General features: G+C 47.8%; 18 protein-coding genes and 1 other annotated feature. Of the genes, 11 read left to right on the forward strand and 7 right to left on the reverse strand.

Annotated elements, in window-relative coordinates:
• Positions 1 to 93: 93 nt before the first annotated feature.
• The 10 genes from G3352_RS29350 to G3352_RS29395 all read left to right on the forward strand — a co-directional run bounded on the left by G3352_RS29350 (position 94) and on the right by G3352_RS29395 (position 12106).
• The gene (locus G3352_RS29350) at positions 94 to 957 is read left to right on the forward strand and encodes an inositol monophosphatase family protein (protein ID WP_205525119.1); all 864 of its coding nucleotides are present in this window, start codon (positions 94 to 96) and stop codon (positions 955 to 957) included.
• Positions 958 to 982: 25 nt separating this feature from the next.
• Positions 983 to 1273, forward strand: coding sequence for a hypothetical protein (locus tag G3352_RS29355; RefSeq protein ID WP_163761528.1), 291 nt, complete (start codon positions 983 to 985; stop codon positions 1271 to 1273).
• Between the two features lie 209 nt (positions 1274 to 1482).
• Complete coding sequence (locus G3352_RS29360) at positions 1483 to 2799, forward strand: SGNH/GDSL hydrolase family protein (RefSeq protein ID WP_163761529.1); 1317 nt, start codon at positions 1483 to 1485, stop codon at positions 2797 to 2799.
• 255 nt (positions 2800 to 3054) lie between these two features.
• Positions 3055 to 4842 (forward strand): sensor histidine kinase, encoded by a 1788-nt coding sequence (locus G3352_RS29365; protein ID WP_163761530.1) that lies wholly within the window; start codon positions 3055 to 3057, stop codon positions 4840 to 4842.
• On the forward strand, positions 4817 to 6370 hold the full coding sequence (locus tag G3352_RS29370; protein ID WP_163761531.1) for a response regulator transcription factor: 1554 nt from the start codon (positions 4817 to 4819) through the stop codon (positions 6368 to 6370). The genes G3352_RS29365 and G3352_RS29370 overlap by 26 nt, the downstream gene beginning before the upstream one ends.
• A gap of 221 nt (positions 6371 to 6591) precedes the next feature.
• The gene (locus G3352_RS29375; protein ID WP_099858739.1) at positions 6592 to 7875 is read left to right on the forward strand and encodes an ABC transporter substrate-binding protein; all 1284 of its coding nucleotides are present in this window, start codon (positions 6592 to 6594) and stop codon (positions 7873 to 7875) included.
• Between the two features lie 141 nt (positions 7876 to 8016).
• On the forward strand, positions 8017 to 8919 hold the full coding sequence (locus G3352_RS29380; protein ID WP_076292266.1) for a carbohydrate ABC transporter permease: 903 nt from the start codon (positions 8017 to 8019) through the stop codon (positions 8917 to 8919).
• Positions 8920 to 8921: 2 nt separating this feature from the next.
• Positions 8922 to 9761, forward strand: a complete 840-nt coding sequence (locus tag G3352_RS29385; protein ID WP_024633028.1) for a carbohydrate ABC transporter permease — start codon at positions 8922 to 8924, stop codon at positions 9759 to 9761.
• A 57-nt stretch (positions 9762 to 9818) separates the two neighbouring features.
• Positions 9819 to 11021 (forward strand): rhamnogalacturonan acetylesterase, encoded by a 1203-nt coding sequence (locus G3352_RS29390; protein ID WP_205525120.1) that lies wholly within the window; start codon positions 9819 to 9821, stop codon positions 11019 to 11021.
• Positions 11022 to 11695: 674 nt separating this feature from the next.
• A complete protein-coding gene (locus G3352_RS29395; RefSeq protein WP_163761532.1) occupies positions 11696 to 12106 on the forward strand; it encodes a sensory rhodopsin transducer in 411 nt (136 codons plus the stop codon).
• Positions 12107 to 12179: 73 nt separating this feature from the next.
• Here G3352_RS29395 and G3352_RS29400 read toward each other — a convergent pair whose 3' ends face one another.
• The 5 genes from G3352_RS29400 to G3352_RS29420 all read right to left on the reverse strand — a co-directional run bounded on the left by G3352_RS29400 (position 12180) and on the right by G3352_RS29420 (position 18382).
• On the reverse strand, positions 12180 to 13337 hold the full coding sequence (locus G3352_RS29400; protein ID WP_163761533.1) for a Ger(x)C family spore germination protein: 1158 nt from the start codon (positions 13335 to 13337) through the stop codon (positions 12180 to 12182).
• Positions 13334 to 14803, reverse strand: a complete 1470-nt coding sequence (locus G3352_RS29405; RefSeq protein WP_163761534.1) for a spore germination protein — start codon at positions 14801 to 14803, stop codon at positions 13334 to 13336. The genes G3352_RS29400 and G3352_RS29405 overlap by 4 nt, the downstream gene beginning before the upstream one ends.
• Positions 14784 to 15890 carry a GerAB/ArcD/ProY family transporter gene (locus G3352_RS29410; protein ID WP_163761535.1) on the reverse strand — a complete coding sequence of 369 codons (1107 nt, stop codon included), beginning with the start codon at positions 15888 to 15890 and terminating at the stop codon, positions 14784 to 14786. Before G3352_RS29410 ends, G3352_RS29405 begins: the two co-directional genes overlap by 20 nt.
• A 69-nt stretch (positions 15891 to 15959) precedes the next feature.
• Entirely contained in the window at positions 15960 to 16952 is a 993-nt protein-coding gene (trpS, locus tag G3352_RS29415; protein ID WP_163761536.1) for a tryptophan--tRNA ligase, read from the reverse strand.
• Positions 16953 to 17115: 163 nt separating this feature from the next.
• Positions 17116 to 17419: a binding site (T-box leader), on the reverse strand.
• Between the two features lie 33 nt (positions 17420 to 17452).
• Positions 17453 to 18382, reverse strand: a complete 930-nt coding sequence (locus G3352_RS29420; protein WP_163761537.1) for a DMT family transporter — start codon at positions 18380 to 18382, stop codon at positions 17453 to 17455.
• Between the two features lie 177 nt (positions 18383 to 18559).
• On the opposite strand from G3352_RS29420, the gene G3352_RS29425 reads away from it, so the two are divergent.
• Positions 18560 to 19954 carry an aminotransferase-like domain-containing protein gene (locus G3352_RS29425; RefSeq protein WP_163761538.1) on the forward strand — a complete coding sequence of 465 codons (1395 nt, stop codon included), beginning with the start codon at positions 18560 to 18562 and terminating at the stop codon, positions 19952 to 19954.
• A gap of 82 nt (positions 19955 to 20036) precedes the next feature.
• Here G3352_RS29425 and G3352_RS29430 read toward each other — a convergent pair whose 3' ends face one another.
• Both G3352_RS29430 and G3352_RS29435 read right to left on the reverse strand, forming a co-directional pair.
• The gene (locus G3352_RS29430; RefSeq protein WP_090904320.1) at positions 20037 to 21356 is read right to left on the reverse strand and encodes a glutamate-1-semialdehyde 2,1-aminomutase; all 1320 of its coding nucleotides are present in this window, start codon (positions 21354 to 21356) and stop codon (positions 20037 to 20039) included.
• A gap of 78 nt (positions 21357 to 21434) precedes the next feature.
• A complete protein-coding gene (locus tag G3352_RS29435; protein WP_163761539.1) occupies positions 21435 to 22478 on the reverse strand; it encodes an LCP family protein in 1044 nt (347 codons plus the stop codon).
• Positions 22479 to 22548: the final 70 nt, after the last annotated feature.

The following is a 22548-nucleotide window of genomic DNA, read 5'->3' on the forward strand; positions in this document are numbered from 1 at the left end:
TGGGCAACGAGAAACTTTACGACCCTCGGGGCGTATACTTTTAACAAGTATTTTAATTTTTCGTAGATTGATATAGAAAGTAGAGTGAACGCTTTGAATGAGAAGGAAAAAACACCTTATGTCGTGACAAGCAAAAGCTATACTGCCGTCGCCATTAATGCAGCTTCCAAAGCTGGAGAGTGGATCAAGAGCCGTCTCGGAACTGTGGGGGAGCCCGGAACCAAGTATTCGCCGCAGGATCTTGTTACTGAAGTCGATAAAGGTGCGGAACAGATGATCCGCCGCCTGATTCTGACGCATTTTCCCCATCATGCCATTCTGGGTGAAGAAGGCGTGGAACCGGGACCGGAAGCATCAGCGAAGGCACTGAAAGAAGCTGAGGAAGAAGAGTTTCTCTGGATTGTGGACCCGGTGGACGGAACGACGAACTTTGTACACGGTTTTCCGTTCTACTCCGTATCCATTGCCTTGGCCCATAACGGTGAGGTGATTGTGGGGGTAATCTACGATCCTTCCCGTGACGAGATGTTTGTTGCGGAAAAAGGAAAAGGCGCTTACGTGCACGGAAACCGGATGCTTGTATCGGGTGAACAGGAGCTGGCACAGAGCCTGATCGCGGTTGGTTTCCCAGCGGATACAACCTACGCGTTGCCGATCAATATGGTCGCTGTTCAGGCGCTTGCACCGCAAGTACGCAGTCTGCGTGCAGGTGGTTCTGCCGCCCTGCACTTGGCATATGTTGCAGCGGGGCGCCTCAGCGCTTATACCGAAGTTGGTTTGAAGCCATGGGATATCGCCGCAGGTGCACTGCTGGTTGAGGAATCCGGCGGCAAGGTTACCGATACCGTGGGAACCCCTTACCAACTGTCCGTGAGTCATGTGGTTGCCAGCAACGGCAAGATTCATGATGCACTGACAGGTGTGCTGAAGGAAGCAAACGCAACTGGTTTGGAGTAAAAATTTACTTAAGGAGCGAACAACAATGGATGAATCCAAAGAACTGGAACGACGTTTGAGTGATATGCTGACTGAAGGGGACATGGAGGAGTCCGGCGATGCTGACAAACGTGAACGTCAGCTGATTCCTCCCAAGTACGAGGTGCGCATTCAGACAGAACGGGACCCGATTGTCGAAGAAACGTTGAAGTACCGGGACATGGCACGTGAGGTGGACGATCGCTACGATCGATACCTAGAACGTTCTGCCGGGAACAAACCGGATACCGACCCGTATGGTTCTGATTCAGGAGACGCGAATAAATCAAAGTCTTAACAAGTGGACATCTTGCTTATACTCAACGGATAACAGACTTACCTAATTATTAGGGGAGTCTGTTTTTCGTGTGGATATGGAGTGCAGACGACAGCACCCCTTTAATAATGTTAGAATAGAGTTACACGAACTTCTGTCATCGGAGTGAACAGTGTAATATGTAATTATATCTTATTATATAGATACGAGAAAAAAGGAGTGTTCCAAGAATGAAGCGTAGACGTATATGGAGAAGTACCGCCGCGGGATTAACGGCAAGTATGCTGGCAGGGATGTTGATTTTGGCATCATCCGCACAGTCTGCTCATGCTGCGGATAGCAATACGTTACCAGCGGGAAGCGTAACATCATCGTTGCCTTTACAGAAAGATGCGGTAGCGGTAACCAAGGAATTCCGCCTCGTCACATTGGGGGATTCCATCACCGTAGGGTATGAGCCGAACCTGAAAGAACTGCCATACGGTTATGTAGAACGGTTGCAGGAGCAAGGTCTGCTTCACGGACGTACTCAGGTGGACAACTATGGTATTGCCGGATTGAAGAGCAGTGGTTTGAAAAACTTTGCAGATGCGATTAAAGAAGGGAAAGCGCTCACTTCCGAAGCTATTCAGCCGAGCCTTCCTGCTCCAAGAGCGGCACAAGTTGGAGCCAATATTGCTGCCATCCGGGAGAGTGTAGCTGGAGCTAATCTCGTTGCCATCACAATTGGAGGGAACGATGTATCCGAGTTGCTCGGTTCAGCAGACAAGTTGAGTGATGCAGAACTGGAAGCCAAAGTGAAGGAATTGCTATCCTCTTATACAGCCAATGTTAGCGCAGTTATCAATGATATTCATGAGATTAATCCTAATGCCAAAATCGTAATCGCAGACCAGTACCAACCCATGCCTGAAGTAGCTGGCAAAGCGCTCTATGCGAAACTGATGGAAGCTTCCCAAGGGTTTACTGCGACCATTGATGGAATTGCGACTGAATTTTCCGCTAAAGGGATTGATGTAAAAGTGGCTCATGTCGCCAAGGAGTTTGTTGGCGGTGAAGGCACGATGACTCACATGATTAAAGACCGCGATTTCCACCCGAATCAGTTCGGATATGAAGCGATTGCCAAAGTATTCGCAGAAACAATCTGGGGCGATTACACCAAGCTGACGGCTCCTGTTGCAGGCCAACCAATGAATATCATCGTCAGTGGTAAAACGCTGGATACGCCGTACAAACCAATCAACCGCAATGGCAAAAACTTTGTGGCGATCCAGGATATCGTGAACGCCGTTGGCGCAACCACGGTATGGGATAACAAAACCTCAACCGCAACGATTACATACGGAGATCGGAAGGTTGCCGTGAAAATTGGTGCAACGGCTGTTCAGGTGAATGGTGCATCCCTAGCTGTGGATACACCTGCATTCCTGAACAAAGTGGGTACAGAATCCAAAACGTATGTACCTCTCGCCATGGTAGCTGAGGGTCTTGGCTTTGATGTCCAGTATGTAGCCAAGTTAAAAACGGTATTTGTAAATCCATAACGATAAGTAGTACTTTTATACACTATTTAGCATGATATCGAACAGCCAGATTCCTTGATCCTTTCAGGGAACCTGGCTGTTTTTCTGTCTATTTTCATTCCAAACCAATGAGCCCAATCTTCGGAAACAACCTAAAATGTTGCATAAATATGACTTGTCATCTGACCATGGATGTGTAAATATGAAAATAACTTACAGTAGATCGAAAACAGTTTCGAATGACAGCACCCTTCGCGAGCCAAAGGAGCGCTTTGGATGAGTAGAATTAAAAATGCTTTCACGAAATTACCAATTCATCATAAAACCATTCTCCTCATTGGATTACTGATGATGATCAGCTTCACGTTCTATGTATCTGTCTTGGGGTATGTGTTCGGTATTTATGACCGACAAATCTATGAGAAATCTTCACAGGTGCTTAATATGTCTTCGGTGGGTATCGAGAACCAACTGCGTGAGATCTCCAATCTATCCTTCAAGGTCATGTCTGACGAGCCTCTTCAGCAATACCTACTTCAGTTGGATAAGGCTGAATCAGGATATGAGAAAAATGGCTTGCGCAAAAAAATTACCAACAGATTGGTGGCATATGCAGGTTCAGAGAAATACGTCTATTCCATGATCTTTATCGATAATGATAATAACATTATGGCAGCTGGAAACCGTGAAGGGATCTCCGAGAAGAAGCAAAAAGAATTGGTTGCTTTGGGACAGCAAAATTCAGGCTCCAATGCCTGGTACACAGGCGGGGACCAACAAGCAAGATTACTGTCGGTTAGACAGGTAAAGTCTTTTACCGGTGGAGCATTCACGCTGGAGAAGCTGGGCACTCTGGTTATTCGTGTACGACTGGATCGAATTGTTCAGGACCAGATGCAGCACCCGGCAGAGGATTCACAGCTATTAATTACAGATGGGCGTGAAGTAATCTACCCAACAGAGTCGACGGTCAGTAAATCTGAAATTGAGTCTGAACTGAAGCGCACTCAGCCTTATGGGATAGCCATGTTTGAGCAGGGAAGGAATTTTGTCGCCCGTGCGAATTCTCCGTATACCAATTGGGTTTATCTGTACATGACGCCCTTTGACCAAATGTTTAAGCAGATCCAGTTTGTCAAACAGCTGGTGACCGTCATTTTTATCATGATATTCCTGGCGGCGCTTATATTTGGAGCCAAGTTTTCCCGCAGCATTACACAGCCCATCGCCCAGTTGATCAAGAAAATGCGCAATATTGAAAAAGGCGATCTGGATAAGCTGGAGGAAGCAGCGCTAGGCAATGTCCCGGCATCTTCGCAGAACGAGGTGGGATTGTTACATCGCACGTTCAAGATGATGGTACAGCGTATACGCGAACTCATTGACGAGAATTATGCGAAGCAGCTCGTGATCCGAGAGACTGAATTGAAAGCGCTTCAGGCTCAGATTAATCCACATTTTCTATATAACACACTGGAATCAATCAACTGGCTTGCCAAAGTGCAGAAGCAGCATCAAATCTCTGAAATGGTTGAGGCTCTCGGATTTCTGCTGCGAAGCTCAGTGAACATGTCCGAGAAGTGGATTACTTTGGAAAGGGAACTGGATATTGTCCGCAGTTATGTGACGATCCAGCACACCCGATTCGAGGAAAGACTTGATTTTGACATGGATATTGCGCCTGAAGTGGGAACTGCACGTATTCCAAAGTTAACCCTGCAGCCATTGGTAGAGAACGCCATTCATTATGCATTGGAGCCAAGCATAGAACCTTGCCGTATTCGGATTCGGGCGAGAGCAGACGGAGACAACGTTGTAATTGAGGTAGAGGACGATGGTCCGGGTATGACTCCCGAATTTCTGGAGCAATTGCAAGAGGGACGTGTACAGACGAGGGGACAGGGGATCGGACTGTCGAACATCAAAGAACGGATCAGATTGACCTTCGGCGAAGAAGGCGAAATGATCATGAGCAGCAATCCCGGATCAGGGACCGTAGTATCGATCAGAATACCTTGGATTAGAGAGGACGATGACGATGTACAAAGTGATGCTCGTAGATGATGAACGTGTCATTCTGGAGGGGATTTCGCAAGTTGTGGATTGGGCTGCAGCGGGAACGGAACTGGTGGATACTGCGAGAAACGGGATTGAAGCATTGGATAAAATAGGTCATTCCAGACCGGATATTATCATTACAGATATTTCAATGCCGGGCCTGGATGGTCTTGGACTCATTGAAAAAGCTTCCGAAGCTTACCCTGGACTTCGCTTTATCATGTTGTCTGGCTACAAAGAGTTCGAATACGCTCGCCGGGCCATGCAATATGGAGTGAAACATTATCTGCTTAAACCGTGTAACGAGAACCAGATTCACGATGCCTTGTCCGAGTTGCTTCAAGAACACCAGGATGCCCAGGTAAAGGAACATGTCGCCGGAGAGATGAAACAGCGGCTGCAGCGGGTGCTGCCACATGTCAAGGAGCAGTTCCTGCTGGAGTTTATGACGAACCAAACCTATGGTCCGGTCGATTTGGAGTATTATCAGGAGCTGTTTAACCTGGAGCTGGAGGATAACGAAGTTCGGCTGCTGCTGTTCCGGATTGCAGATGAACATGATTATAGTCATTTATTTGCAATCAAAAATATTGCCAGTGATCTGCTGCCCCATGTTCTGCTAAGCACTACCATTGAAGGTAAACTGTTAATTTTGCTGGGGGACTCTGCCGATCCGGTTGGTCTGAAGGAGAGCATTGAGGAAGTGCGGGCTGCTTTCACCAGATTATATAAATTGGAAGTTACGGCTGCCCTAAGCGAAGCAGATCGAATGATCCAGTCCCGACGTCTGTTCCGTGAGGCACTGCAATGCCTGAATCATCGCTTTTTTATCGGTGAAGGCAAACTGATTACCAATAGTGATCTGGAGCTGGCCGGGGAATGTGATGGTGTACATGTTGAAAAAGATGCAGAGCAGTTGTGCCAGTTGATTAAGTCAGGCAATACCGAAGAAGCTGCAGCTGAAGTGGATCGCCTGTTCGACCTTTTGTCAGGTCAGCAGCTTGAAATCGGGATTACTCGTTCGTATGTAGTGCAGTTGTACTCAGCAATGATTCATGTCTGTCCTCCTGAAGAGGCGACGGAATTTACCCAGCGTATGGCAGAGCTGCCCCATATCGACACATTGTCTGGCTTAAAATCTTTTGTTGCCAGCAGCGCAGCCCGGTTAACCTCCGGTTATTACAAAAATCATATTAGTCGTCAATCTTCTGCCGTAGAGAAGATGATGGATATCGTGGATCGCCATTATGGCGAAGCTGATCTATCACTTAACGGGGTCGCCCATCAGATGTTATATATGAATCCGGATTATCTCGGCAAGATTTTCAAGAAAGTGACGGGAGAAAACTTCTCCAATTATGTGAATCGTTTGCGCATTGAGCGTGCCTGCGACCATATTCGCAGAGGTGGAGATGTGAAGGTTTTTGAGCTTGCCGAATTGTTTGGTTTTGGGGGGAACTCACAATATTTCAGTCAGGTGTTCAAGAAGTGGACCGGTATGACACCTACCGAATTCCGCAGAACTGGCTTATAACAATTGACTGACGATCATGTATTCGATATATGAGGGGGACTAACAGTGCCGATAGAGGTGCAGTTGTCCTCCTCTGTTTTTTGAACCAACAAGACGGTTTTGTGTATTCAACTATGGTCCGACATTTGCGAAAATGACAATATAAAGTTCGTGAAAGCGTTATCAGAAAGTGGGAGATAACTCGTTCACACAACCATTTCAACATAAAAGGGGAGATTGGCATGGTGAAGAAGGCAATATTCCTGATGATGGCGGCATTGCTGGTATTAACAACGGCATGCAGCAGCAGCGGAGGATCGGGCGAATCATCTGGGGATGGTTCGGTAACACTTCGTATCGCGTGGTGGGGATCGGATGCACGTCACGAATATACACAGAAGGTCATTGACTTGTACAAAGAGAAAAACCCGAACGTCAAAATTGATGTGGAATACGCTTCATTCGATGACTACTGGAAAAAGCTCGCTCCACAAGCTGCAGCGAATCAACTGCCGGACATTGTTCAGATGGATATTTCCTACATTAGCCAATATGCACAGAATGGACAGCTCGAAGATCTGTCCCCGTACCTCGGAAACCAGATTAAAGTGGACGATGTATCTGAGAACGTAATCAGCACAGGCGTTATCAACAGCAAACAATATGGAGTACCTGCTGGTGTTAACGTACTGGGTTTCCAGTATGATCCGGCTCTGCTCAAAAAAGCGGGTGTGGATGCCATTCCCGAAAATATGACTTGGGAATCGTATGAAGAGCTTGGCAAACAAACGGCTGCCAAAGGACTCTTTTTGGACGGGGGAGTAGCGCCGGATATCTTCTTCCACTATTTCTTGCGTACCAAAGGATTGTCCCTCTACAATGCTGAAGGAACGGGTCTTGGCTATGATGACGACAAACTATTCGTGGAGTTCTTCGGACTCATGCGCCGGATGATCGAGCAGGGCGCAGCGCCTTCACCGGATCTGGCTAACCAAACCAAAGGTATCATCGAGGAATCCGATTTGGTCAAGGAAAAAGGAGTTGGTATTTGGCAATGGTCCAACCAATTCGTAGCCGTACAACAGGTTGCCAATCGTCCACTGGAATTCGCTCCTATGCCTGGACCTGACATGGAAAAAGGACTTTACATGCAACCAAGTATGTACTGGGCTGTTACTTCGAATTCAAAAGTGAAGGAAGAAGCGGCGAAATTCATCGATTTTTGGGTGAACGATGTGGAAGCTAACAAACTGATCAAAGGCGAGCGCGGTGTGCCGATCTCGGGCAAAATCAAGGAAGCTATCGCTCCTGAGCTGAGTGATGCAACGAAGCAGGTATTTGAATTCGTAGCGGCCATGGAGCCTAAGGCTTCGCCAATGAGCCCGCCTCCACCAGTTGGTTCACCTGAAGTAATCGCATCTCTTGCGGATGTCGTAGAGGAACTGAACTTTGGTAAGGTTACACCAGAACAAGCAGCAGCGACATTCCGCAAAAATGCCGAGGCGGTTCTTGCCAACAATAAATAACAGTTGAATGATCGCTTGCTCATCCCATTAACGGGATGGACGGGAACAGGGCTACTCGCATAACGCGAGGGCCTTTCCCCGTCCAGTAGCCCGAAGTAAGGCTGTGGTAAGCAAGCAGATCAATAAAGGAGGTTCGTTCCATTGAGGCAATATTCGTCGTTGCGCAGAAACCTAACCGGGTATGCTTTTATTAGTCCTTTCATCATCGGTTTTCTGGGCTTTACGCTGATTCCGATGTTTGTATCCCTATACATGTCGTTTACGAGTTATAACCTGTTCACCTCTCCGCGGTGGATCGGGCTGGACAACTACACCAAAATGTTCTTTGATGATCCGAAGTACTGGAATTCGGTTAAAGTAACGTTCCTGTATGTGTTTATTGGTGTCCCTCTAAGGCTGGTCTTCGCGCTTTTCGTAGCCATGATCCTGAATACGGGATCCCGTATGGTCGGAACGTATCGTACCTTGTACTACCTGCCGTCCATTATCGGTGGTAGTGTGGCCGTGTCGATTATGTGGCGTAACCTTTTCAGTAATGAGGGTGTCATCAACAGTGCATTAACAGCAATCGGAATCGGGCCTATCAGCTGGTTTGGTGACCCGAATGCGTCTCTGGTTATGTTGATTTCGCTGTCTGTTTGGCAGTTTGGATCTTCCATGCTTATTTTCCTCGCCGGTCTGAAAAATATCTCTCCCGAGATGTACGAAGCAGCAGGTGTGGATGGTGCCAACCCGGTACGTAAATTTTTTGGTATCACCTTACCATTGCTCAGTCCAATCATTCTGTTCAACCTGATTATGCAAACGATCGGTGCATTTATGACCTTCGTACCTGCATATATCATCTCTAAAGGCGAGGGCGGTCCAATGGACGGTACGATGCTTTACTCGCTGTATCTGTTCCGTCAGGCGTTTATGTTTAACAACATGGGTTATGCTTCGGCCATGGCCTGGATCATGCTTATTATGATCGGTATACTCACAGTAGCGGTGTTCCTGACATCCAAGTTCTGGGTGTTTTATGAATCCGAAGGAGGGAAGTAACGATGGTTTGGAGAAATGTGAAATGGCCCATCTATCACCTGTTCGTTGCAGCTTTGGCCCTCCTGATGCTTTATCCCGTTCTATGGATGCTTTTCAGCTCATTCAAAGAAAGTCGTACCATCTTCGTAACTGCGGAGTCCTTGTTCCCTACGGAATGGATCTGGAGTAACTATGCGGATGGCTGGAAAGGCGCAGGCGGAAGACCGTTTATGGATTACATCACCAACTCACTCGTTATTGTGGTCATCTCTACGATTGGTGCCGTGTTATCCTCATCGCTGATCGCCTTTGGTTTTGCCAGACTCAACTTCAAAGGACGTAACTTTTGGTTCTCTCTGATGATGTTGACTCTGATGTTGCCGCATGACGTTGTACTCGTACCCCAATATATTATCTTCACGAAGCTTGGCTGGTTGAATACCATTCTACCGATCGTTGTACCTACGTTCTTCGGGATGCCTTTCTTTATCTTCCTGATGGTTCAGTTCATTCGTACGATTCCGAAAGAGTTGGATGAGGCGGCTACCATTGATGGATGTAACAAGTTCAGACTGTATGTACAGATTATTATGCCGCTCATCAAGTCATCACTCGCGACGGCTGCGATCTTCTCCTTCTACTGGAGATGGGAGGATCTGCTCGGTCCAGTACTGTATCTGAATTCGCCGGATAAATATACTGTCTCTATGGCACTGAAAATGTTCCTGGACAGTGAGTCTGCCTCCAACTGGGGAGCGATGTTCGCGATGTCCATTGTGAGTCTCGTACCCGTTGTAGCCGTGTTCTTTATTTTCCAGAAACAAATTGTACAGGGCATGAGCACCAGCGGACTGAAAGGATAAACAGTATTCACTGCATCCAGACCTGGATTAGCATGTTGAACAAGGAGGTTGTTCTTTTTGAATAAGGCCCAGGGTAGCCAGGCCGTTACCCACTGGAAGTTCAATTTTGGACCCGACTCTGGCAGTGCAGGTGAAATTGATGGTTATTTGAAAGTGTCTGCCAGCACCGCATATGAAGAACAGGGAGAATACGGTTTTGAATCCGGGTCCCTTGTGTATGAGAAACAACGGAAAAGTGAAGACGAAGTAACGGATACCGATAGGGCAAACAACGACAAACAAGGGCAGGCCAATGTGTCTGCCCGATTGCGTTCAAGCTTTTGTATTCCGCTCAAGGCATCTTTCATCGTTGAAGTACCCGATGGAACTTATCAAGTCCTGTTAACTGCAGGGGATGACTTGGCAGAGACGATCACCCGAGTCAAAGCTGGAGAGGGCAGATTGATGCTGCCGACCATTCGTACACTTCCTGGGCAATGTGCAGAGGTACGATTCTCAGTTGTGGTTCGTGGCGGGAAGCTCCGACTATCCTTCTCCGGTCCCGCGCCACGGATTAATGCATTGGAGATCACGCTTGCCAATCAGACGATGACAGTATTTCTCGCTGGTGATTCTACCGTGACAGATCAGCCGGAAAGTGGATATCCATACTGTGGCTGGGGCCAGCTGTTACCCGCACAGTTCAAACATGATGTTGCTGTGGATAATCATGCCCAGTCTGGGCGCAGCTCCCGAAGCTTCATCAATGAAGGCAGATTGGATGCCATTCTGGAGAAGATTAAGCCTGAAGATTTTCTGTTTATTCAATTTGGACATAACGATGAGAAGCCGGACCCTGACCGGGGAACGGAGCCTTTCACAACATATAAGGAATATTTGAAAAAGTATATCGATGCCGCCCGCGAAGCTAAGGCTCATCCGCTGCTCGTGACACCGGTGCATCGCCGCTACTTCGCTGATGACGGAACATTGACCGATACGCATGGCGATTATATCGCCGCCGTGCGTGAGCTGGCGGAAGAGGAAGGTGTGCCGCTGATCGATCTGGCTGAGCGAAGCCGCATTCTGTTCGAGCAAGCCGGCATTGAAGGCAGCAAGGAGGATTTCATGTGGGTGCTGCCGGGTGAGTACGTGAACTTCCCAGCAGGCGTGGAGGATAACACGCATTTTCAGGAGCGCGGCGCCCGTCGCCTCGCCATACAGGTGGCGGAAGCCATCCGCGAGCTGCGACTGCAGCCGCTGCAAATGTATTTGAGGTAAGGGAGCAATAGTAGAGGACCCAATTGTACCCTAAAAAGGGCTAATAACCGCAGGATTTTAAGTCCTGTGCGTCTGTGAATGGGTAAACCTCATTGCTAAATGAATGACAAACAAATTTTCACTATACCATAATAGCGAGTTAACGAAGTAACGAGCAAGGTTGCTTTTAAGTTGCCCAGGGAACATAGCGAAGGGAATAAGCCTTTAAAAAGCCATGGCGAGCGTTGCAGCGGAGGAGGGCGGAATCGGAGCAGAGGGAGCGAAGCGACCGCCTTTGGAGCGGGATTTCCCCTGCTGAGGGGAATGAAAAAGAAATCCCGAGCCAACAGCGGCCCACAGCCCGATCCGCCCGCCGCAGCGTCCGCCCCGCGAGCAGCTATTTTATTAAGCGAGTTAACGAAGTAACGAGCAAAGTTGCTCTTAAGTTGCCCAGCGAATATAGCGAAGGCAATAAGCCTTTAAAAGGCCATGGCGAGCGTTGCAGCGGAGGAGGGCGGAATCGGAGCAGAGGGAGCGAAGTGTCCGCCTTTGGAGCGGGATTTCCCTGCTGAGGGGGAATGAAAAGAAATCCCGAGCCAACAGCGGCCCACAGCCCGATCCGCCCACCGAAGCTTCGCCCCGCGAGCCTCCCGTGCGTTTAACTAATTATTGCATTAGCAAAGGAGGAATTATTTATGGCACAGGATCAGACGAACACTTCAGCACATAAAACATCTTCCACTGCGACAGGTCACACCTACTGGGTGATTCCCGATGGTTATATTCCACCGGACAGTTCGGGCTCACTGGAGAGTCACGAGAGTATCTGTGTATTAAATACAGGCACAGTGGATGCACAGCTGCAAATAACGATCTATTTTGAAGATAGAGAACCGCTCGAAGACATCGTGGCTGAGGTATCTGCGCGGAGAACAAAGCATATTCGGACGGCTTCGCTGAGATCGGGTGAACAACTTATTCCTCCGGGAGTACCCTATGCCATTACCGTCTCCAGCAATGTTCCTGTTATCGTACAGTACAGTCGTTTGGATACTACTCAGCCTGAACTGGCACTCATGAGTGTTATGGCGTTTCCATTGGGATAACATGTGGATTCATGAAAAGCAAAGACGACCAGTAACCTTGCATGAACTGCAGGCTGCTGATCGTCTTTTTGAGTTACTCATTGTATTTATACGTACTGGCATTGAGGATTTTCACATGAACCTCCACCTTACCGAGTTTAAACCCCTCAAGTGGATTAGCCCTTTTATATACCGCTTGTTTCCATAAAGGGAGATCATGACGATAGAGATGTTCCACAAAACCGTAGGAATCAATCTTGCGTGATTTGTTTTTCTCAAACGTACTGCGGATTTCGGACTCAATCTGTTTCTCAGCTGCCTGTTCCATGACATGGGGGGAACGATGAGAATCATGATCCTCAATGATGGCGCCTTTAACCGAAGTAATCAAGTCAAATGTAACACCGTTTCCTTCTTTCCTCGCCTTAATCTTGGTCTTTGGGTTATTAAGCCTAAGCGTCAGATCCGGAGTTTTACTCCCGTTTCTGTATACGTACAATGGATATTGATAGACGCGATCATAATTCACGAATCGTGTACCATCAGCGTCCTTACCCATGACCCTGCCTTGACTTTTACCGTTTGAAATGACATAAAACCCATCCATTCTAATAAGCGGGGGCGTTTCATCCCCGTTATACCAGGTCTCATTCTGATTGGTAATGGAAGGCAAAAGAATAACGGAAGCAGGCTCCCGAAATCCGTCAAGGAGCTGATGTAGCCGGATGGGTTCATAACCGGAATGTTGCTTGTACAGCTTCATCGGTTCAAACAGCTCGATAGTCTGGGCGGATTGGTTCAGCAGGGCAGAGGGAGAGAGTACATCTGTAATATTATGCTCTGTACCGTAGAGCCAAGGGGTATATCTCAGTTGGCCTGAATGCAACAGTGTATTGAAGACATCCTCCAGTCGTCCATTCAACACATTTTTGGATAAAACAATCGCTTTTACATGGGTCCATAGCGTTTGTTGCTGAGAAGTTTGATATAGATCATCAATTGCCATACTCAGCGTAGAACCCTCGCCCCGTCCGATCCAGATATCACTTGCTTGCCTTGAAGTTGGCCCTTCCTGCTTGGCAATACTGGAGAAATCAATGAGTTGGGCGTAAGCAACGTATTTGTTGTCTACATAATCTATCCCTACAGCCGTGATAAAGTTAATGCTCTGAACCTCTTTGGAGTCCCAGCACCCGGTCAACAGGATAAAGCAGCTTATAAACAAGCTAACCTTAGCCATCCATCTTGTCACGAGCGTTTCCTCCGGCGAGTGGAATCCTGGGTATGGAGTACGGCTGGGCGCTTGGTCCGTTTCATGGAAGGGGGCATGGATACGGCTTGGGTGAAGTCGCCGGGTATATAAGGAGAGACGGGTGACAGGTATGAGACACCATAACACTCTAAGGATACGAGGTGCACGAGCAGACCAAGTAGTCCAATCATGAAACCGAATAGCCCAAGAATGGAAGAAATGACTAGCATCCCAATCCGGACTTGAGCAGTAGCCCCACTAAGTACGGTATTCACCAAAATATAACTGGAGATCACCGAGATAGCCACTGTGACAATGATCGTGGGGGAAGTAATTCCTGCTCGAATAGCTGCATCTCCGATAATAAGCCCACCTACGACGCTGACGGTTTGTCCCAAGGCACGTGGGAGTCGGCGGCCAGCTTCATTAAATAGCTCGAACATAAATATCATTAAAAATGCTTCCAGCGTTACTGGCATGGGTAGACCCATCCGGGTACCTGAAATAGTTGCGAGCAGAGGTAAGGGGATCTGCTCCACATTGAAACTGGTCAGGCCAATGTAGAAACCAGGAAAGAAGCAAGCGATCAGTAATCCTGAAATGCGTAATATTCGCTCAAAAGTAACGATGAAAAAAGGGGTACTCTCGTCTTCCGGCGATTTTAGCTGGTTAAACAGAGTGGTTGGAGCGATAATGGCTACCGGTGAACCTTCAATGAGAACCGCAAATCGCCCATTCAAAAGAGAGTCCACGACATAATCGGGGCGCTCCGTATTATCCGTGAGTGGGAAGATGCTGCGAATTCCCCCCATAATTGCGCGTTCCATAATAGAGGTACCGAGAATGCCATCGATTTCAATTTTGTCGAGATTTTGGCGTGCTTCTTCCAGAATATCTGGGTTAATAATATCCTTGACATACAACAGACCAATAGAGGTCTGGGTACGACCACCTTTAACATATTTTTCATAACACATGGAAGAGGTTTTCATTCGTTTGCGAACGAGGGCGATATTCACGGACAGCTCTTCGGTGAACCCGTCCCGAGGCCCTTTAATCGATGACTCGATCGCCGATTCCTCAGGGTTTCTTCCCGGTATACTCGCGATATCTAGACTGCAGGACTGATCACCATTTCCGAATATGAGCAGTAATTGTCCGCTAAAAATCAACAGATTTAAATTCTCTGTATCTGTAAGATCTTCTATCGGATTCAAAGTTAATCCCAATTCCTTGGGATGTGCTTCTTCTATGAACAGAGAATGCTGTTCCAGACGTGGGATAATAAATTGGTTGATTTGTTTGCCATCGACCAAACCGTCGCAGTAGATCATAATCACCGACATATCGGTTTCATCTTTGGCAGGAAAGGTCTGAATAACAACATCTGCACAGGGATTGAACTGCTCTTCGAAAGAGGCAAGCAGTGTTTCATGGGACGTGGTGTCAATCGTTTGGTGCTCCATGATGTTTCCTCCTCTGATGGCGTGAACTGATGTATGCAACGGCTGTTGCAACCACCGCTAGTCCGCTCAGATACATGAGATTGAACGGGAATATGTATTGGACAAGCAGCTTTTCGAATGTCATATCATCCAGAGGATACAGCATGGAAAGAATAAATAAGACGCCAAGAGTGGCACAACATATGATCCTTCTGGAGGCGCTCTTAATATTCCAAATTTCTACTACAATATACATGGCCAGACTAATCCGGGTGAAAGAACCGGCGAGCCATTGGTAAATGGAAAAGAAATCAGTCTGGGCAATATATTTGCCCAAGGACGCAATTCGCCATTCTTCAAAGGCCGGATATCGCATTTTGGCAGCTTCGAAAGGGTCGAATTCCACGATTGCCCCAATGAGTGGGCCAAGGGTCAGACCAAGAATAATTGATGCGAGCATCAAGTACTGCCATACACGTATCCGCTTGGAGAGGTGGGGCTGCAAGTACCAGATGAACAGCAGCTCAAACATGCCTGAAAGGCTGTAGACCGTACCATGAAGCACAGGGTGCCAGCCATGTTCAAGCACAGGCAGCAGACGACTGTAATCTTTGTATTGTGTATTAACGATAGCGACATAGAAGCCAAGCAGCACAACCAAGGGCAGGATCAATCCTGCTGTAAATGCCAGAGAGCGTACTCCTTTATAGGCCGCATAGGCACAGAGAGACATCAGGGCAATGCTTGTAACCAATATTGGCGTCTCCGTCAGATAATTGGTTTTGGCCCAAGTGGTGGTATCATGCAGAGTGAAGTAGATCACGGACAGAAAAAAGAGGCTGTTTCCCACCCGAAACAGCATGCCAAGAGGCTTGCCAAGATGGGAAGTCAGCCATTCATGCAGGGTTTGGTGCTGGAGAAAACGAGAGACATACGCAAGCATTAGAGTGAATAAAAGATAAGGTCCTGCAGACAACAGAACGGATATCCACGCATCCCTTTTGGCCGAAGACAAAAGGGCGGGGATGATCAGGACGTGACTGATCAGGCCGACAGATAACATCATTAACATCATGGCTTGCAAAAAAGAAGGCTGTGTTGGTTTCATGCTGAGGGGACCTCTTTTCCCAATATACTGTTCTCAGCAGTGTTAACGTGATCAAGCCTTCTCATACCGTCAGTCGAAATAACGTATCCCCATCGCTTCACGAACCTCAAGCATCGTCTCACGTGCAGCCCGACGGGCCTGACGTGTGCCTTCCACGAGAATTTCTTTCACTTCATGCCCACGTTGTTCATAGTAATTTCGCCGTTCACGGAAAGGGGAGAGCAGTTCGTTAATTGCAGTGCCTGCAATCTTCTTGCAATCCTTGCAACCAATGGTGCCATTACTACAGTTCGCATGAATCTCAGCTGCCTCATCCTTTCGAAACAACTGGTGATAGGCAAACACCGGACAAATATCCGGATGTCCCGGGTCAGAACGATGAATGCGTGCAGGGTCGGTTTTCGCCTTGGACAGCTTGGCATACACATCATCAGGATGAGCATTCAACGAGATGGCGTTGCCCATGCTTTTGCTCATTTTGCCCACGCCATCCAGTCCGCCCAGCCGTTCTCCGGTCAGAATACGTGGTTCAGGCAGAACTGGCGCATATAATTCGTTGAACCGCCGCACCAGTTTCCGTGCTGTTTCGATATGTGGGATCTGGTCTTCTCCCGCTGGAACAAGGGTTGCTTTGCAGAACGCAATATCCGCAGCTTGGCTGACGGGATATCCAAGAAATCCGTAATAGAGATCCTTATAGTCACGGTCACGCGCTTCGTTTTTAATCGTGGGATTATGCCGAAGACTGTTCACCGTGATAAACATGGAGAATATGACAGTTAGCTCGGCAATTTCCGGGATCATTGACTGGATGAACAGAGTGGCTTTATTGGGATCGATACCTACGGCAAGATAATCGAGTGTCACTTGATGCACGCTGTCTGCAATCAGCCCCGGTTGATCATAGTGGGTCGTGAGCGCCTGTACATCAGCCAGTAAAATATACGTTTTGTACTCATCCTGCAATTGCACCCGACTGCGCAGGCTGCCTACGTAATGGCCGAGATGAAGCTGTCCGGTTGTCCGGTCTCCGGTTAAAATAATGTCTTTGTTCTTGTTCATGGTTCATTCTCCTTTGATGTTGTGATTTTACGATCCTTAATTGCTGACGCCACCAGCCGTCTTCCACGACCATCACCTCCTTTCAGCCTGCAACAGTTTTTGGTACATAAATTAAATCAAAAAAAGCCTCGTCCTTCATCCTGCTTCCCAGACGGGAACAGAATAGAAGGACGAAGCCTATGCTTCGCGGTGCCACCTTAATTGGCCGCTGGTTGCGGCCCACTTGAGGGATACGGATAAATATATGCGGAAAGCTCACATATGCCTTATCGATATCCTGTCCATGGATAACGGCTGAACATGCCGCCTTGCCTACTGACGATCCGCGCTCCTAAGTACAGGTGGCAGAACGGGTTCAACTCGGAACTCCGAAGCCCATTTCCACATGACCGATACACCTGCTCACACCATCCGCCGGCTCTCTGAGGTATCTAATCCTGTGTACTTCTCTTCATCATTGTTGATAACGTCCGTTTACAATTTTTCACATTGTATCATGCTTAATCTGGATTGACCAGCCTACGTTTTCTTCCGCTCATATTGGTGCCAAGTACACCTGCGATGATCAGCAGGGCTCCAATGAAGTGGTAGCCATGAACGGGTTCATGTAATATCCAGGCTCCGCCAGCAATGGAAATGAGCGTGGACAAATTACTGAATACACTCATTTTGGAAGCTTCCAGATGAGTCAGGGCATAACTCGCCAGCAGCGTGGAGAACATGGTGGAGAGGACGGCCAGATAGGCCAGTGCTCCTAGGTAAGATGCATCTCCTAGTGGCTTCACATAATCCACCATGGTTCCGCTCGACGCGTGACGAATCAGGGAAGCTGCGTTGAAGACGATAAATCCAACCATCAGGGTCACCCAGGTCAATTCCATCGGTTTATATTTCTGCGCCAAGGGTCTTGCCAATACACCATAACCTGCAAAACACACTGTGGAGAGAAGCAATAAAGCAATACCTTTAAAATTACCCGCCGACATCCCGCTTCCTTTCATCAAGAAAATAAAGATTACACCCGCCACGGACAACAGCAGGAACAGTTTTTGCAAAAGGGATGTACGTTCTTTTAGAAAGATAGAAGCCAACACAAGTGTGAATACGGGGGCCATCGCCTGGATAATCCCTGCTTCCGATGAGTTGGACGAGACTAACCCGAATGCCTGAAAGGCAAAGAACAAAACAGGAGAGAGCAGTCCTAGCGGAATAATACGCCACAGATCACGAAGGGTTAGCTTGATCTTGATCCATCCAAAAATAACAGGGATACTGACTACGAGTAATGACAAGGCAAAACGGTGTGCCAATACATCAATTGGATGTGCGACACTCACCGTCATTTTAACGAATAAAAAGGATAAACCAATAATGGCTGCATATAAAACAGCTGCTACATATGCATATGTTCTAGTCTGGCTATTGTTCATAGGGTTTCCTCCAATAATACGGTTTTTCTTTTCTACTTCAACGGTGCATATATTGCTGCGTACGCTGTCTGACCTTATTCAATATACTGCCAGACCAATAGTGGTACAATAGACAAAAACATTTACTGTACCGGTACACTTAAAGTAATGCTGAAGTCGGAGGAGAGGCAGAATCCAATGAGAAAATACGAAATTATCGCTGAATCACTTAAGCAATGGATTCAGGACCAATTGCGCCAGCAGAACAGTGGACAATGGCAGGATAAAGGCATCAAACTGCCGGCTGTGCGTGTTCTGGCTGAGCAATATCAATGTAGCGTAAGTACAGCCATACGCGCATATGAGTGGCTGGAAGAACGCCATCTGGTCTACGCGGTGCCTCAGTCCGGATATTATGCGGTACAGAATGGAGCCGAAGTGGAGGATGGGGAATGGCAGGGTCCAATGGATTTTGCCTCCGCAGCTCCTGATCCGCGAGTATTCCCTTATTCCGATTTTCGCCATTGTGTGGATCAGGCAATGGAGAAGAAACAAGCGGATTTGTTTTTGTATGGAACTGAGAGAGGCTTACCTTCATTAATTGATCTGCTGCAGAAGCAATTCGCCGATTATCAGGTGTTTGCCCGGAATGAGCAGTTCTTTATTACGTCAGGGGTGCAGCAGGCCCTTGCTGTGCTGGCGCTAATGCCTTTTCCGAATGGGAAAAAGCAGGTGATGCTGGAACTGCCGGGTTATCATAATATGCCTTCGCTTCTACAAGGTCTGAATGTACCGATTGCTGGGGTCAGACGCTCTCTGGGTGGCCTAGATTGGGACACGCTCGAACGACAGTTTCGCGAAGGAGACATCAAATTTTTTTATGTTATGCCGCGTTTCCACAACCCGATTGGGACTTCCCTGACGGCAGCTGAGAAGAGAAGATTGATCCGGTTGGCGCAGCGTTATGATGTCTATCTGGTAGAGGATGATTTCTTGGCTGATCTGGAAGAGAACACGAAGCAGGACCCATTATGGTCATATGATACGGAAGGGCGAGTCATTTATCTGAAAAGTTACTCCAAAATTCTGTTTCCCGGCCTGCGGATTGGCGTCGCTATTTTGCCTGCAAGTCTTACTGCATCGTTTAGTAAATACAAAAAAATGCTCGACATTGACACCGCCGTACTATCCCAGGCAGCACTTGAGGTCTACATCCGTAACGGGATGTTTGCCCACCATGGCAAAGTCATCCGCAGCCGCTATGCTGCCCGGATGAACAAATTGTATCAACAACTTAATGCCTTCCCAGACTTCGGCCCATTTGCGAATGCACCGCGTACAGGAGGGGAGCATACGGTTCTGCCGCTGCCTAAGAATATGCCGCTCAGGGTCTTGCTGTCCCGGTTGGACCAAAGGGGAGTCATTGCCGATACAACAGAACGATATTATCCAGAAGGTACACAGGAGATATTTCAGGATAAAATGTTGCGGTTAAATATATCCAATGTTCCAAAGCAACGGATCAAGGAAGGGCTGCGGATTATCCGTGAGGAAATAGTGAAACTGCAAAAGGCGTCCACACAAGCGGATTAATCGCTTGTGGGACGCCTTATTTCATGTGATGAATTTCTTTGATGTCTGCTAAGGTACTATATGTGAATGGTTAGATAAACGTTTACGCTTGAGCCATAGCTTTGAAGGAAGCTTCTGCGGCTTCGAGTGTTTCCGCAACATCCTTGTCCGTATGTGCAGTGGTCAGGAACCAGGCTTCATACTTGGAAGGAGCCAGATTAATGCCACGATTCAGCATATGACGGAAGAAGGAAGCGAACTGTTCACCATCGGTATCCTGGGCTTGATCGTAGTTCGTAATCGGGTGGTCACAGAAATGGGTGGAAAATGCACCACGAATTCGGTTAATGGTTAATGCAATGCCATGACGATCCGCAGAAGCCTGAAGGCCTGTTGTCAGATCAATCGCAAGACGTTCCATCTCCGCATATACACCTTCGCCTTGCAGAACTTCCAGACAAGCGATACCCGCAGAGATAGACGCAGGGTTACCGGCCATCGTTCCGGCTTGATAGGCCGGGCCGAGTGGAGCAACCTGCTCCATAACCTGTTTACGACCACCATATGCACCGATGGGCAGACCGCCGCCGATAATTTTACCAAGTGCAGTCAGATCGGGTTCGATCTCCGCATGATTGTCCAGTCCAGCGTACGTCTGTGTGGAGCCGTAGTGGAAACGGAAGGCTGTAATTACTTCGTCGTAAATGACAAGCGAGCCATTGTCCCGTGTCATGGCACAGAGTCCTTCAAGGAAGCCAGGTTCCGGCATAACCATACCGAAGTTGCCGACAATCGGTTCAACCATGACTGCGGCGACATCATCACCCCAACGCTCCAGAGCCGCTTTTAGGCTGTCCAGATCGTTGAAAGGTACCGTGATGACTTCGTGCGCAATGCTCGTTGGAATGCCTGCACTATCGGGAATACCCAGCGTGGAAGGCCCCGAACCTGCTGCCACAAGAACCAAGTCGGAGTGACCGTGGTAACATCCAGCGAATTTCACAATTTTATTACGTTTGGTGTAGGCACGGGCAACCCGGATGGTGGTCATGACTGCTTCTGTACCGGAGTTTACAAAACGAACCTTGTCCATTGAAGGAATGGCTTCTTTCAGCATTTTAGCGAGCTTGATCTCAAGTTCCGTAGGCGTACCGTAAAGCACACCATTTGCTGCTGCCTCGGTAATCGCCTGGGTAATATGAGGGTGAGCATGTCCTGTAACAATCGGGCCGTAGGCTGCGAGATAATCGATATATCGGTTGTCGTCGACATCCCAGAAGTGCGCTCCTTGGGCCTTTTTCATAAAGACAGGTGCGCCGCCACCCACCGCTTTGAATGAACGGGAGGGGCTGTTGACACCTCCTACAATATGTTGAAGTGCTTCTTCGTATAAAAGCTCGGAACGGGAACGTGATGGATTCATAAGATAACTTCCTTTCATATTAGATAAACAAAACACAGCGAGAGGGCAGCATATGCTGCCCTCTTCGTGTGCACTTCATTACTGTGCAGGTTGCTTGGAGTCTTGTTCGTCACCACTTGCGGTTTTGTCTTCGGCTCCGGTAGTACTGCCTTCTTCTTGAGCAGGAGGATGAATGATATCTTGAATATATTGCTTGAGTTTTTCCTCACTGGTTACCGACAACACCTCAGCTCCGCCTGGTGTACGTTCTTCCTTGAGCATTTTCATTGGCGGAATTTGCTCGCTGCCGTTCATGCTGCTCTGATATCCAAGTCCGCCCAGCTTCCACATGTCGGAGAGGGTCAGATTGGTATCTACATAAGGATTTACTTCTTCCAGAATGGAAGGTAGTTTGGCAATCGTTGTTGTTGACTGCATTTTCGCTGCTACAGCTTTCAGGAATTCGCGCTGCCGCTCGGAGCGGGCATAATCCGACATGGCATCATGACGGAAGCGAACGTACATGAGAGCTGTATTTCCATCCAAATGCTGGTAGCCTTTTTTCAAATCAATATCGTATTCATTATTGTCCGCTTTACTTGTATAGTGCATGTCCTTCTCTACGTCAAAATCCACACCGCCAACGGCGTCCACCAATTTGATGAATCCTTGGAAATCGGTATACACATAATACTGGACAGGGATACCCAGCAGGTCTCCGGCAGCTTTCATTGCCGCGTTGGGACCATGGGTAATAGCAGTATTGATGCGTTCCTTGCCATACCCGTCAATATTGACGTATGTGTCGCGCAGAATGGAGAATAAATTAATTTTTTTGGTGAGTGGGTCAAGCGAGACGACCATCATGCTGTCAGAACGAGGGACTTCCCCCTTCTCCAGCCCGCGGGCATCAACACCCATAACGAGAATATTTACCGTTTCGGTGCCTTCCCATTTCGGAGGATCCGGTGTACTTACTTTTTCAACATTTTCGATACCGGCAAACGGCGATTCATCGCCTTCCTTTTGCAAGCCATTCAACTGATTGAGAATAGAACCGAAATAAAATGCCGCAGCGCCTCCAACAATCAGCACAAAGGCGGCAAGAGAAATCCAAATGGTTCTCTTCGTCTTTCTGGTCATGCTAGCTCTCCTTTGTATTCAAAATAAATGAAGATGAGTCCAATTTGATCTAGCCAGGGCTTTCCGTACA

This window comes from Paenibacillus sp. ALJ109b (assembly GCF_010747435.1).
Classification (GTDB): Bacteria; Bacillota; Bacilli; order Paenibacillales; family Paenibacillaceae; genus Paenibacillus; species Paenibacillus taichungensis.